Raw genomic sequence first — 13348 nt, forward strand, 5'->3', positions numbered from 1 at the left:
AAAAAAACGGTATTATTTTTTTGTTTGTACCAAATATAACATATATTTGCAGGCAAAGAATCGTGAATGTTCTCAAAGGCTTGTAAATACGGCATCAAGGCACTCGTTTATATCGCTATCCAATCCATTGAGGGGAAAAGAGTTACCCTGGGAGAGATTTCAAAGAAAACCGATACGCCCGAGGCCTTTACCTCAAAAATTCTGGGAACATTATCGAAAAACGGATTAGTTTCTTCTTTTACCGGACCCAACGGTGGTTTCGAGATCGGCCTCGACAAAATGAAAACGGTAAGGATGAGCGACATCGTATCGGTTATTGATGGAGATGAGATCATTTGGCAATGCCCGTTGGGGCTGTCCGGCTGCAGCGATGAAAATCCCTGCCCCGTACACCATCAATTTGCCGGGATCAGAACAAAGTTAACCGCCATGTTGGAATCTACAACCGTTTACGACATGGCAACGGAGTTAAAATCGAACATACAGGTTTTATTAAGGTAAGTTTTTTTTAAATTAATTTCCGACATTTTTATCCGAAATAGTTTTACTAATTGATTTTCAATACACTACAAGATCAATTTAATCCAATTATTAATCATTAAACGCGTTTAATTATGAATCACAAAAAACTTTGGATTGCACTCTTACTGGTAGTAGGAATTTCATTTGCCGTTTTATTGTTCTACGGCAATCAGATTTACCAGAAAGCGCCACCGGTGCCCGAGCAGGTGGTGGATGAATCGGGAAACGTTCTTTTTACCGGAAGTAACATAAAAGACGGGCAGAACGTATGGCAAAGTATGGGTGGACAGGAAGTGGGAACAGTTTGGGGGCACGGAGCCTATGTTGCGCCGGACTGGACGGCCGACTACCTGCACCGGGAAGCGCAATATTTACTGAATAAGTGGGCCGGAGGCGATTTTGATTCTCAGAGCTCCGAGCAAAAAGCGCTGCTGGAAAGACGTCTTCAGATTTTTTTACGCAAAAACACTTACGACAAGGCTACAAAAACGCTGACCCTTGCCGCAGAAAGGATCGAAGCGTTTGAGCACAACAAGGCTCATTATACATCCTTGTTTATGAATGACCCGGCGCTGGATAAATTACGTTCCGATTACGCCATACCGAAAAATGCCATCAAGGACGAGTCGAGGATGGAGAAAATGGCTCAATTTTTCTTTTGGGCATCGTGGGCATGTGTAACGGAAAGGCCCGGGGAAAGCATAACCTATACCCACAACTGGCCCAACGATGCTCAGATCGGGAACGTACCGACCGGCGACCTGGTAATCTGGACAGGCTTCAGCATCATCATGCTGTTAATTGGAATTGGTATTCTTGTTTTCGTACAGGCGCGTACACAGCAGGAGGAAGTGTTGAAGCCGGTGAATGACCCGTTAATGAACCAGGTGGTTACCCCGTCGATGCGAGCGACAAAGAAATATTTCTGGATCGTAAACATCCTGATCCTGGCTCAGGTAATGCTGGGGATTCTTACCGCGCACTACGGCGTGGAAGGCGATGCGCTCTACGGCATTGATATTGCCAGCTTCCTTCCCTACTCCATCACACGCACATGGCACGTTCAGATTGCTATTTTCTGGATTGCAAGCGCCTGGTTAGCCACCGGACTCTATATTGCTCCGTCGTTAAGCGGCAGGGATCCTAAATTTCAAAAGCTCGGCGTGAACGTGCTATTCGTGGCGTTGCTCATCGTTGTTGCCGGCTCACTTATCGGACAATGGTTTGGTGTAATGCAAAAACTGGGGCTGGTAGAGAACTTCTGGTTCGGGCACCAGGGTTACGAATATGTTGACTTGGGGAGATTCTGGCAGTTGCTGCTGGTTATCGGATTGTTCCTGTGGCTTGCACTGATGATCCGGCCCATTGTCCCCATCATCAAGAAAGGAACCAGCGAAAGGGGATTGCTCATTCTCTTCCTGATCTCCTGCTTTGCCATTGCATTTTTCTATGCAGCAGGCTTGATGTGGGGACGCACCACCAACCTGGCCATTGCTGAATACTGGCGCTGGTGGGTTGTCCATTTGTGGGTTGAAGGCTTCTTCGAAGTGTTTGCGACGGTAGTTGCAGCATTCTTGTTTACCCGGATGGGGTTACTGAGAATAAAGTCGGCAACCAACAACGTGCTGTTCGCCACCATTATCTTCCTTTCTGGCGGTATCCTGGGAACATTCCACCACCTCTACTTCACGGGAACACCCACAGGTGTCATGGCACTGGGAGCGACATTCAGCGCCTTGGAAGTTGTTCCGCTGGTGTTGATCGGATTTGAGGCGTTCCACAATTACCGGATGAGTAAATCAACCGAATGGCTGGCAGATTATAAATGGCCCATCTATTTCCTGTTATCGGTAGCTTTCTGGAACTTCCTGGGTGCCGGCATTTTCGGATTTATCATCAATCCGCCCATCGCATTGTATTATATGCAAGGCCTGAACACTACTCCCGTACACGGACATGCCGCACTTTTCGGTGTATACGGCATGTTGGGAATCGGGTTGATGCTGTTTGTGCTTCGCAGCATGTACCGCAAACAAAAATGGAACGACAAGCTCATTAAATTCACGTTCTGGACACTGAACGCCGGCTTGCTTTTAATGGTGGTCGTCAGCTTACTGCCCGTTGGATTAATGCAAACGTTTGCCAGTGTAAACCACGGGATGTGGTATGCACGTTCGGCCGAATTCATGCAACAACCGGTGGTAAATGCATTCAAATGGTCGAGGATCATTGGAGACACCGTGTTCGGCATAGGAACCCTTACGCTCTTCCTGTTTGTTTATCAATTAACCCTGAAAAAAGACAAATCAACAAATTAGTTCATTCATTCACATAAAATTAAAAAACATGCTCATCAATTCAGAAAGTATTATTGGAAAAATTGTAGCTGAAAACTACAAAACGGCAGCTGTCTTTAAATCATACAACATCGATTTCTGTTGTAACGGAAGCCGGAGCATTGCGGCTGCCAGCAAAGAAAACAACATAGATGAAAACGTAATTTTGCAAGAGTTATCGGAAGTGTTGAACAAAAAAGAAGATTCGGACATTGATTTTAAATCGTGGTCGATCGACCTGCTCGCCGATTACATTGAGAAGAAACACCACAGGTATGTCTTTGCAAAAATTCCTGAAATAACTGCCTATCTGGCGAAAATTACGGATGTTCACGGCAATAGACACCCCGAGTTACACGAAATAAATGAGTTGTTTTCTCAATCTGCAGAAACGTTATCGGCTCACATGAAAAAAGAAGAAAGTATCTTGTTCCCTTTAATCCGGGAAATGGTGGATAAAAGAATAACGGGTGAAAAATTAAGAAGACCTCCTTTCGGAAGCATCGAAAACCCAATTAAAACGATGCATGCAGAGCACGACAATGAAGGCGTTCGTTTCAGAAGAATCAGTGAATTGAGCAAAAACTACGAAACACCTCAAGACGGTTGCAATACCTACAGGGTAACCCTGAATTTGCTGAAAGAATTTGAAGATGACCTTCACAGGCACATCCACCTCGAAAACAATATTCTGTTCCCTGCTGCGATAGAATTTGAACACGTTATTTTCTCTATTCACACGTGAAATCCGATTCCTGTTGTTATCTTTGTATCAAAGAACCCTCAAGATGAGATCAGAAAACAAAGACGACGGCTCAACAGCAGTTATTGTCGCAAACGGGAAGTATCCCCATCACCCCGTGCCGCTATCGGTAATAAAGAATGCACCCTACATCGTTTGCTGTGACGGAGCGGCCAATCATTTTATCGAAGCCGGTGGCTTTCCCGATGCTATTGTGGGCGACTGCGACTCCATCTCCGAAGAGAACAGGATTCGCTTCTCGGATAAGTTATTTCCCGATAAAGAACAGGAAACCAACGACCTGACCAAATCGGTTCTGTTTTGTGCGGAGAACGGCAGGAGAAACATCGTTATTGTGGGCGGAACCGGGATGCGTGAGGATCACAGCATCGGGAACATCTCGCTTCTTGCCGATTACGAAGCGGTGGCAAACGTGAAGATGGTTACCAACTACGGCGTTTTTACGCCCATCAGTTCAAGAACTACCTTCAATAGCTTTGCGGGGGAAAAGGTCTCCCTGTTTTCCATCGGGCAGAAGCCCATTACCACCAAAGGGCTGAAGTACCCCATAGAAAACAGGATTCTCACCAACTGGTGGCAAGGCACGCTGAATGAATCGCTGGGCGATAGCTTTACAGTGGATACTTGCGGGAGGGTACTTGTCTTTCAGGTGTTTGACAGCGAAAAAGATCAAAACAATTCCCGAAGCACATCCAGTGATTTGATCGGTTGAAAATCGTATAAATGCAACCGGTAATAAGTCAACATCCGGTCGATGATCAGGTTCCTGTCGTTTCGCGACAGGACGAACAAGTGCATGTTCGAGAAATTTATCCGCGAGAGTTGGTTAAGAAAAGCACTTTCCCGCTCACGCAAATAATAGGCGTGAGCCGGAGTCCGGGAAGTAAACTCCCCATTCAGCATATCGAAGCAACAACCTTGGGTATAGTTCTCAAGATTGGGATAAATACCCAGAAACCGGGTAAGTCCCAGGACAAAAGTCAAATGAAAATTGGCCAACCCCGTTTTTGTCTCTTCCAACACCTCGACAGCCTGTTTCAGGTAATCGAAAAGCAATTCGTTGTTGTCCGTTTCCCGCAGAACTTTCGATAAAAATTCCGACAGGAAAAAAGTCAGCGAAACTTTGGTCAAATCCGAGCCGATATCGTAAAGCAACGTTTGCCGGTCGGCCTCTTTCAACCGCTGGATTTCACGAAGCGGAAGATGCTCCACTTCCAGATTCAATATGGAAAGCGGGGAAAACAGTGCAGGGTTAATTCTTGAACGCCTGCCGCGCGTTTTAGGAAGCAGGTATGAGATACGCCCAAAACTGCGTGTAAAAACATGTGTAATGACGTACTTATCGTTGTATCCGGCATTGCTCAGAACAATGCCCTCTGTTTTGCAGTGCATATGCTGATGGATGATGGATAATGGATGAAAAAACGCCCCGATAAAAGTCGGAGCGTCCGGGTGTTTGTTTCAAAATTCTTAAAACGTTTTCTTTTTGATACGGGCTGCTTTTCCGCGTAACTGACGGAGGTAATACAGTTTGGTCCTCCTGACCTTACCTTCGCTGTTCACCGTAATGCTGTCGATGAACGGAGAATTTATCGGGAAGATACGTTCAACACCGATATTGTCCGACATCTTACGAACCGTAAAGCGTTTGTTGTCGCCGTTACCCGATATACGAATCACCACGCCGCGATATTGCTGAATACGCTCCTTATTACCTTCCACAATACGGTAAGCAACCGTTATGGTGTCGCCACTCTTAAACTTGGGCAATTCTTTCTTTCCCGAAGCGAAAGACTCTTCTGCAATTTTAATTAAATCCATTGTTTATAAAAGCTTTATGTTAATATTTAACTCTATAGGACGCAATATAACGACAACACATCGACAGAGATTGCGCAAAGCGGTTGCAAAGGTAGTAATAATTATTTAAATCACAATACAGTGGTTCTTTTTATTCGTAAAAATAGGTTACACGCGTTGTTAAACTGACAAAAATAGTGTATTTTTGACAAAGCAAACATCCAATAAACCCGTCTTAAGGAATGAATAGACAACCGATCATTCTCGCACTTGCCGCTATCCTGCTGATTTCTTGCAGGTCACATCAGTACCGGATAAGCAGCATAAACGGTACCGTCGTGGAAATGAGCAGTCGTTTCGATGCGAATCCGAATAAAAAAATGGAAGCCCTGGTACGCAACTACAAAACCGAGCTCGACCGTGAGATGAATGAAGTGATCGGCACTTCTTCACAGTTGCTGGATTACGGCCGCCCCGAAAGTTTGCTTACCAATTTCACTTCCGATGTGATGAAAATCTATGGCGATGAACACCTGTCTGGCGGTGCCGACGTGGCAATCATGAACGTCAACGGACATCGCGCCAATATGCCGAAAGGTAAAATAACGGTCGGAGACCTGTACGAAATTTACTCTTTCGACAACGCCATAACCTTTCTCGAGCTGAAAGGAACCGATTTGAAGAAGATTTTTGACTCCTATGCCTGGATTGGCGGAGCGGGAATCTCTTCCAACGTAAGGCTGGCCATCAAGGACAGGAAAGTTCAATCGGTTACCGTAGATGGAAAACCTATTGACGAGGACAAGGTTTACACGGTTTCCACACTCGACTACCTTGCCGACGGCAACAACGATATGGATGCCTTGCGCAACGCACTGAAGACCACAAACACGGGTATCACGCTCCGCGATGTGATGATCGACTATGTGAAGGAACAAACCCGCCAGGGAAATGAGATTACCTCTCGTCTCGATGGAAGGATCACCGTTATTGAATAACACTCAACTCCTCATGAACAAAAAATATTTTTCCCTCCTCATCCTCACTGTTTTTATGTGCGGAACCGTTGTCTTCGGGCAAAAGAGCATTGTCATTCTCCATACAAACGATACACACAGCCGCATAGAGCCTGTTCCTGAATCCGACCGCATTGCCGGGAACAAGGGAGGGGTTGTCCGCAGGATAAACTACATCGAGCAGGTAAGGAAAGAAAATAAAAATGTTTTACTTTTCGATGCAGGGGACTTTTTGCAGGGAACACCCTACTTTAACCTTTTCAAAGGTGAGGTGGAGACGGAAGCCATGAACCTGATGCGTTACGATGCCGTTACGCTCGGAAATCATGAATTTGACTACGGACTGGAAATACTGGAAAAAGTTGTAAGCCGGGCAAAATTCCCCATCATCAGCAGTAATTACGATTTTTCCGGCACACCGCTGAACAATTTGATCAAACCGTACCTTATACTTAAAAAGGACGGGGTGAAAATTGGTGTGATCGCTATCAATATTCAGCCCAGGGGGCTGATTGCTTCCGGTAATTACGAGGGAATGAAATTTCTTCCGCCGGAGCGGGTGGCAAACGAACTGGCTTTAAAGCTGAAGACAACCGACCGGTGCGATATGGTTATCTGCCTGTCACACTTGGGTTACACGGCCGATAAGCGGTTGGTGGGACAAACAAGAAACATTGATATTATTATCGGTGGCCACAGCCACACCCATATGAAAACTCCGGATATATTGAAAAATATTGATAACAAAAACGTTATGGTTTTTCAAACAGCAGGAAGAGGAATCTATGTCGGAAGAATTGACGTGGAACTCGAGAAAATGAAGCAATAAGTCGAGGACAGATTACTGGTCCGAACCTTAATGTCTGAAGTTGATACAAATAAACCGATCATGTTCAAGAAAAGAGATACCCTGTTTTTTACATTTTATTTATTCACCGCTGTACTTGCCGCTCAAACCGAAACCAACCTCTACCGGCAAGCCGACACAATAAAATTGGACTCATGGGTGGACTCCGTTTACAACAGCCTGAGCCAGGACGAAAAGATAGGCCAGCTCTTTATGCCTATCGTGGAATCGAAGAGCAGTTGGAAAACAAGAATCGCGGGTTATATAAATAACCAGAAAATCGGGGGGGTATTGTTTTCGAAAGGTACGCTGGCTATGCAGGCCGAAATGACCAACTACCTTCAAAGCATTGCCAAAACCCCGCTTTTTGTGGCACTGGACGGTGAATGGGGATTATCGATGCGCCTGAGCGATGCGCCGCGTTTTCCACGAAACCTGATCACCGGAGCCATTCACGATGAAGAAACGCTGAAGCAGTACGGAAAGGAGGTTGCCCGGCAATGTCGTGAAATGGGTATCCACATTAACTTTGCCCCTTCCATTGATGTACATACCAATCCCGACAACCCGGTCATAGGCACCCGGTCCTTTGGCGAACTTCCCGCCAACGTGGCCCGGCAAGGCATTGCCATTGCACGGGGGATGGAGGAGAACGGCGTGATGGCGGTTGCCAAACACTTTCCCGGACACGGCGACACATCGGAAGATTCGCACCGGACCTTGCCGACCGTAAGCCACGATATGGCCCGGTTAGACTCGGTGGAATTATATCCTTTCTGGCAATACGTCAACGCCGGCCTGTCGGGGATGATGCTCGGGCATTTGAACGTCCCCGCACTAAATACAAATGACTTACCGGCTTCGTTATCGATAAACGTGGGACAGAAACTGTTGAAAGAGCAGATGGGCTTTACCGGACTTACTTTTACCGACGGAATGGCGATGAAAGGTGTTTCCAACCAGTCCGACATGAGCGTAAAAGCACTGCTGGCCGGAAACGATGTTATTCTGGGAGTGATCGATCAGGAGAAAGAATTTCAGGAGGTGAAGCAGGCGGTTGAGAAAGGAGTTATTTCCCCGGCAATGCTCGAAGAAAAAGTTAGAAAAATACTGACGTACAAATACATTCTCGGCGTTCATCGCATCAAGCCGATAAACATCCGTACGTTGAACCGCAACATACACGCTCCGGAAAGTGAGTGGACACAACGAAAAATCTACGACAAGGCCGTTACGTTGGTTAAAAACAACGATTCCATCCTGCCAATAAGGGAGCTGGATAAAAACCGGATTGCCTGCGTAGCGATCGGCGCCCCGGAGCAAAATACCTTTCAGAAATGGCTGAAGAAATATGCCGGAGTTACCGCTTTTCAGGCAGCTACTGCCGACAGCGTAATGCTGAAAGAGTTCGATACCGTTATAATCTCTGTACACTCCGTCCCCGCGGTTGACTCGCCCGCGCTTCAACAAGTGATAAAAAGTGCCGCAAAATCGGTTCTGGTATTGTTCGATTCACCCTACACGCTCGACAATATAAAACCGGCAACGGACCATGCATCTTCCGTCGTCGTAGCTTACGACAACACCGATTTTGCCCAGATGAGTGCGGCACAAGCCGTTTTCGGAGGCATCGGCTTCTCGGGAAAACTGCCTGTTTCGGCCGGTGGATTTGAAGTTAACAAAGGGATCGATACCCAAAAGACGCGTCTCTCCTACTCGCTTCCCGAAGAAGTCGGGATCTTGTCCGAAAGTCTGCAGGGTGTAGAAAAAATCGCGTTCGAGGGTATCCGTCAACGGGCCTATCCCGGATGTTACGTGATGGTGGTAAAAGACGGGACGGTTATTTACGACAAAGGATTCGGGAACATGGAATACGCTTCCGGGGCAAAAGTTGATGCCGAAACCGTTTACGATCTGGCCTCGATAACCAAGGCAGCAGCCACTGTTCCAGCGATCATGAAGTTGTACGACGAGAAAAAGATCCGGCTGCAGGACCATATTGGAAAATTCGTACCCGAAACCCGGGGTACCAACAAAGCAAACTTGACTGTTCGAGACGCTCTCTTTCACGAAACGGGCATAGTTTCCTTTATACCTTATTACACAACGGCCATTGACCCGAACAGCTTTAACGGATCGCTGTTCGGGAAAAGGTCGGCGCTCCATCACGCCCGTTATGCCGGTGCATGGGGCCGAACCGACTACGCGTTTATTCCGTCGTTTATATCGGATAAACCATCCGCGACCTTTCACTTGCCTGTAGCCAGGGACCTGTATGCGAGCGACGACATGCACCGGGCCTTGCTGAAAGAGGTGATCGCCACCGAACTTCGCTCAAAGACCTACCGGTATAGCTGCCTGAATTTCATGTTACTGAAAGAAGCCGTTGAGCACATTTCCAAAACCGGTCTGGACAGCTTCGTAAAAGACAACTTCTACAAGAAGCTGGGAGCGACAACACTGACATTCCGTCCGTTAGACCACATGCCGGTCAACAGCATCGCTCCCACCGAGAACGATCCTTTCTTTCGAAAACAGCAATTAAGGGGGTATGTCCACGACGAAGGAGCAGCCTTGTTCGGCGGGATTTCGGGTAATGCCGGATTGTTTTCCAACGCCAACGACCTGGCAAAACTCTCCCAAATGTGGCTGAACGGAGGAGAATACGGCGGGGAAAGATTTTTAAGCGAAGAGACCGTAAACCTATTTACCAAAACAAAAAGCAGTAACAGTCGCCGCGGATTGGGATTCGACAAACCCGACCCGCGAAACAACAATGCAAGCCCCACCAGTCCGCTTACCCCTGTGTCCGTATATGGTCACACAGGTTTTACCGGAACCAGTTTCTGGGTGGATCCCGACAACAACATGATTTATATCTTTTTGTCGAACCGGATTTTTCCGGAGCGTTCTCCCAATCGATTATCGACCTTGAAAATCAGGGAACGTATCCAGGATGAACTGTATAAAGCAATGAGCATAAAGGAGCTGGGAACTAACCAATTGGGAAAAAATTGAACTTCAAACATCGAGTCAAACATGCAACGAATCATCAAAAGCACCAACCTGATAACCGATATCGAAAAAACCGTGTCGGGAATCAAGCACGACAAACTTTTTGTGCTGACGGACGAACATACGGCCAACCTTTGCTTTCCCATTCTTGAACCCTTTGCCGCGATAAAGAATGCAAGCCGGATTGTAATTCCGGCAAACGACACCAACAAGACGCTCGAAAACCTGGCACACATCTGGAAGCACCTTACCCAAAACGGTGCGACGCGACACTCGTTGTTGATAAACCTGGGCGGCGGAATGATCACCGATATTGGCGGATTTGCAGCAGCTACGTTCAAGCGCGGGATCACATACGTCAACATCCCTACTACTCTATTGGGAGCGGTAGATGCCGCTGTCGGAGGAAAAACCGGCATCAATTTCGAAGGATTCAAGAACGAGATAGGGGCGTTTTATCCGGCTGAATGCGTATTGATCTCTTCCCGTTTTTTTCATACGCTCGGCCGCGAGGACATCCTTTCGGGTTTTTCTGAAATGCTCAAACACGCACTTATCAGTGCGGAGGCAGAATGGGAAAGGTTGCTGGCTTTCGATGCCGGAAACATCGACTATGAATGGCTTACCGATGCGGTCTTCCGTTCGGTCTCCATCAAGGAGGGGATCGTGGAAAAAGACCCTTTTGAAAGCCATATCCGCAAGGCGCTAAACCTGGGACATACTGTCGGGCACGCTTTCGAGAGTTTTGCCCTGGAAACGGCGAGGCCCGTTTTACACGGTTATGCCGTGGCGTGGGGGTTAATCGCGGAGCTGTATCTGTCGCATCGTATGTGCGGGTTTCCCAAAGAGGAACTGCAGAAAACCGTTCGTTTTATCCACCGGAATTACGGTGCCTTTGCCCTGGATTGCGACGATTACGAACACCTTTACGATATTATGAAACACGATAAAAAGAACGCAAGCGCTTCGTCTGTCAACTTTACGCTCCTCTCCGGCATTGGAAAAATACAGATCAACCAAGTTGCCGGCAAAGACCTGATTTTCCAGTCGCTGGATTTTTACCGGGACAGCGTTGGGTTATGAAAACCATGCACGCTTTACTGCTAACTGGAGTTTTCCTGTTGTTTATCTGTACTTCGTCGTGCTCACAGGAGGACAAACCCGCTCAAATTGCCTGGGACACCTGGGGAGTTCCGCACATAACAGCAAACAGTACCGAAGAGCTGTTTTTTGCTCAGGGATGGGCACAAATGCACAATCACGCCAACCTGATACTCAAGCTCTACGGGAGTTCTCGCGGAAAAGGAGCCGAATACTGGGGCAAGGAGAAATTGCAAAACGACATCCTTATTCACACGCTAGGCTTTGAAGAATTGGCGGATACCTGGGAAGCGCAGCAGGATCCCCGGGTTAAAACAATCATCGGATCGTTTGTTAAAGGATTGAATGCTTATGCAGACGCACACCCCGAAGCCATCGACAAGGAAAATGAAATGGTTTTGCCGGTTACCCCCAAAGATGTAAACATGCACAGCATGTTTGTTGTTTTCACGCGGTTTATCGCCAGCCGTGAAGTGGGACTGTCCCAACAGTGGGGTTCATCCGGTTCCAATGAGTATGCTGTCGGACCGGGCCGTTTCGCCCGCAACGGGCTGTGAAAATGATGCTCGAAGACAGTTCCATTACGTTTGACGAACTTGTCGGTTACAAACTCTCGACACGGCTGGAATTTGCCGACCGCATGTTGGATGATCTTTTCACGGCCGTCGATCATTACGGTTCGCAAAAAGCCAAAGAGGCCAGAGCAGTTCTTGAGGAATGGGATCGTGAAGCCAACACGGACAGTAGGGGAACGCTCTTATTTTACTTGTGGGCTTCAAGATTTAACATCAACGATCCGGCCAATTATTCCGTTAAATGGAACAGGGAGCATCCGGACACTACTCCTGACGGCTTCTCCGATCCCTTAAGAGCGGTGCAGTTGTTGGAAGCAACGGTCGACGAGATGCAAGCCCGGTTCGGGAGACTTGATGTGCCGTGGGGCGATTTTTACCGGTTAAGGCAGAACGGTAGAGACTTTCCTGCTAACGGCGCCACTGAGGGGTTGGGCGTCTTCAGGGTTGCTCATTCTTACGACAGCCGTGACGGTAAACAAATGTATGTTGGCAGTGGCGACTCGTGGGTGGGTATTATCGAATTCGGAGAAAATATAAAAGCCAACGTGTTGCTGAGCTACGGCAATGCGACGCAAAACAACTCTCCGCATAACGGCGATCAGCTGGAACTGTTTTCGAAGAAAGAGCTGCGTGAAGCCTGGTTTACTCCGGAGCAAGTAAAAAAACACACCGTCAGGACCGAGGTCTTCACGCAAAAAGGGGTGGAGGAATACCTGCACAAACGGTGATAAAAAGCGTTGCAGGAAATTTAACGAACCCGGTGCGGCAATTACAAAACAGATTTGTTTATTTCCTCAATATAATCGAGTAACTCTTCCCTGCCCGACTTCTTTTCGGAGGAGGTAACGAAAACGGGCGGAAGTTCTTCCCACGTTTCCAGCAATTTCTGCTTGTAAGCATCCACGTTTTGCTGCAGTCGCACGGGACCCTGCTTGTCGCCTTTTGTAAAAACAATGCCGAAAGGGACACCGTTTTCACCCAGCCATTCCATAAACTCCAAATCTATTTTCTGAGGCTCGTGACGGCTGTCCACCAATACAAAAAGTGAGGTCAGCGCTTCACGTTCCAGCACGTAATCTTCGATTATCTGTTGCAACCGATCCCGGTTTTCCTTTCCACGTCGGGCATAGCCGTATCCCGGTAAATCTACCAGATACCATTCTCCGTTAATCAGAAAATGGTTGATCAGCATCGTTTTTCCGGGTGTGGATGAGGTCATGGCCAATCCTTTCCGGTTGGTCAGCATGTTGATAAGCGATGATTTTCCAACATTGGAGCGTCCAATAAAAGCATATTCAGGCTTCCCGTCCTGCGGACATTTCAGGTAATCGGTGTTACTGATGATAAATTCGGCAGATTTGATAAGCATGAGG

13 protein-coding genes are annotated in these 13348 nt (G+C 47.3%); 10 read left to right on the plus strand and 3 right to left on the minus strand.

Annotated elements, in window-relative coordinates; genetic code table 11:
• The first annotated feature begins 66 nt into the window (after positions 1-66).
• The 4 genes from KCV26_14560 (at position 67) to KCV26_14575 (ending at position 4333) form a co-directional block, all read left to right on the plus strand.
• Positions 67-501: an Rrf2 family transcriptional regulator gene (locus KCV26_14560; GenBank protein ID WZX36499.1), complete on the plus strand. Its 435-nt coding sequence runs from the start codon at positions 67-69 to the stop codon at positions 499-501.
• 113 nt (positions 502-614) lie between these two features.
• Positions 615-2840, plus strand: a complete 2226-nt coding sequence (locus tag KCV26_14565; GenBank protein WZX36500.1) for a nitric-oxide reductase large subunit — start codon at positions 615-617, stop codon at positions 2838-2840.
• A 28-nt stretch (positions 2841-2868) separates the two neighbouring features.
• On the plus strand, positions 2869-3603 hold the full coding sequence (ric, locus tag KCV26_14570; protein ID WZX36501.1) for an iron-sulfur cluster repair di-iron protein: 735 nt from the start codon (positions 2869-2871) through the stop codon (positions 3601-3603).
• A 43-nt stretch (positions 3604-3646) separates the two neighbouring features.
• Positions 3647-4333, plus strand: coding sequence for a thiamine diphosphokinase (locus KCV26_14575; GenBank protein WZX36502.1), 687 nt, complete (start codon positions 3647-3649; stop codon positions 4331-4333).
• Here the strand turns inward: KCV26_14575 and recO are convergent.
• Both recO and rplS read right to left on the minus strand, forming a co-directional pair.
• Positions 4291-5013 carry a DNA repair protein RecO gene (recO, locus tag KCV26_14580; protein WZX36503.1) on the minus strand — a complete coding sequence of 241 codons (723 nt, stop codon included), beginning with the start codon at positions 5011-5013 and terminating at the stop codon, positions 4291-4293. The genes KCV26_14575 and recO overlap by 43 nt on opposite strands.
• Before the next feature lie 78 nt (positions 5014-5091).
• Positions 5092-5442 (minus strand): 50S ribosomal protein L19, encoded by a 351-nt coding sequence (rplS, locus tag KCV26_14585; protein ID WZX36504.1) that lies wholly within the window; start codon positions 5440-5442, stop codon positions 5092-5094.
• 221 nt (positions 5443-5663) lie between these two features.
• Here rplS and KCV26_14590 point away from each other — a divergent pair, with 221 nt between their 5' ends.
• The 6 genes from KCV26_14590 to KCV26_14615 are packed head-to-tail and all read left to right on the plus strand — an operon-like array spanning position 5664 to position 12703.
• Positions 5664-6419, plus strand: coding sequence for a 5'-nucleotidase C-terminal domain-containing protein (locus KCV26_14590; protein WZX36505.1), 756 nt, complete (start codon positions 5664-5666; stop codon positions 6417-6419).
• A 13-nt stretch (positions 6420-6432) separates the two neighbouring features.
• The gene (locus KCV26_14595; protein ID WZX36506.1) at positions 6433-7266 is read left to right on the plus strand and encodes a metallophosphatase; all 834 of its coding nucleotides are present in this window, start codon (positions 6433-6435) and stop codon (positions 7264-7266) included.
• A gap of 60 nt (positions 7267-7326) precedes the next feature.
• Positions 7327-10302, plus strand: a complete 2976-nt coding sequence (locus KCV26_14600) for a serine hydrolase (protein WZX36507.1) — start codon at positions 7327-7329, stop codon at positions 10300-10302.
• 21 nt (positions 10303-10323) lie between these two features.
• Positions 10324-11382 (plus strand): 3-dehydroquinate synthase, encoded by a 1059-nt coding sequence (gene aroB, locus KCV26_14605; protein WZX36508.1) that lies wholly within the window; start codon positions 10324-10326, stop codon positions 11380-11382.
• 5 nt (positions 11383-11387) lie between these two features.
• The gene (locus KCV26_14610) at positions 11388-11957 is read left to right on the plus strand and encodes a penicillin acylase family protein (GenBank protein WZX36509.1); all 570 of its coding nucleotides are present in this window, start codon (positions 11388-11390) and stop codon (positions 11955-11957) included.
• Positions 11958-11959: 2 nt separating this feature from the next.
• Positions 11960-12703: a penicillin acylase family protein gene (locus KCV26_14615; protein ID WZX36510.1), complete on the plus strand. Its 744-nt coding sequence runs from the start codon at positions 11960-11962 to the stop codon at positions 12701-12703.
• A 41-nt stretch (positions 12704-12744) separates the two neighbouring features.
• On the opposite strand, the gene KCV26_14620 is transcribed toward KCV26_14615, so the two are convergent.
• Positions 12745-13344, minus strand: a complete 600-nt coding sequence (locus tag KCV26_14620; protein ID WZX36511.1) for a YihA family ribosome biogenesis GTP-binding protein — start codon at positions 13342-13344, stop codon at positions 12745-12747.
• Between the last annotated feature and the right edge of the window lie 4 nt (positions 13345-13348).

The sequence above is a fragment of the Petrimonas sulfuriphila genome (genome assembly GCA_038561985.1).
Classification (GTDB): Bacteria; Bacteroidota; Bacteroidia; order Bacteroidales; family Dysgonomonadaceae; genus Petrimonas; species Petrimonas sulfuriphila.

Excerpts from the sequence above, each read along its gene's own strand:
- recO (WZX36503.1), bottom strand. The coding sequence starts at position 5,013 with ATGCACTGCAAAACAGAGGGCATTGTTCTGAGCAATGCCGGATACAAC.
- ric (WZX36501.1), top strand. The coding sequence starts at position 2,869 with ATGCTCATCAATTCAGAAAGTATTATTGGAAAAATTGTAGCTGAAAAC.
- KCV26_14620 (WZX36511.1), bottom strand. The coding sequence starts at position 13,344 with ATGCTTATCAAATCTGCCGAATTTATCATCAGTAACACCGATTACCTG.
- KCV26_14565 (WZX36500.1), top strand. The coding sequence starts at position 615 with ATGAATCACAAAAAACTTTGGATTGCACTCTTACTGGTAGTAGGAATT.
- KCV26_14595 (WZX36506.1), top strand. The coding sequence starts at position 6,433 with ATGAACAAAAAATATTTTTCCCTCCTCATCCTCACTGTTTTTATGTGC.
- KCV26_14600 (WZX36507.1), top strand. The coding sequence starts at position 7,327 with ATGTTCAAGAAAAGAGATACCCTGTTTTTTACATTTTATTTATTCACC.
- aroB (WZX36508.1), top strand. The coding sequence starts at position 10,324 with ATGCAACGAATCATCAAAAGCACCAACCTGATAACCGATATCGAAAAA.
- KCV26_14590 (WZX36505.1), top strand. The coding sequence starts at position 5,664 with ATGAATAGACAACCGATCATTCTCGCACTTGCCGCTATCCTGCTGATT.
- KCV26_14615 (WZX36510.1), top strand. The coding sequence starts at position 11,960 with ATGATGCTCGAAGACAGTTCCATTACGTTTGACGAACTTGTCGGTTAC.
- KCV26_14610 (WZX36509.1), top strand. The coding sequence starts at position 11,388 with ATGCACGCTTTACTGCTAACTGGAGTTTTCCTGTTGTTTATCTGTACT.
- KCV26_14560 (WZX36499.1), top strand. The coding sequence starts at position 67 with ATGTTCTCAAAGGCTTGTAAATACGGCATCAAGGCACTCGTTTATATC.
- rplS (WZX36504.1), bottom strand. The coding sequence starts at position 5,442 with ATGGATTTAATTAAAATTGCAGAAGAGTCTTTCGCTTCGGGAAAGAAA.
- KCV26_14575 (WZX36502.1), top strand. The coding sequence starts at position 3,647 with ATGAGATCAGAAAACAAAGACGACGGCTCAACAGCAGTTATTGTCGCA.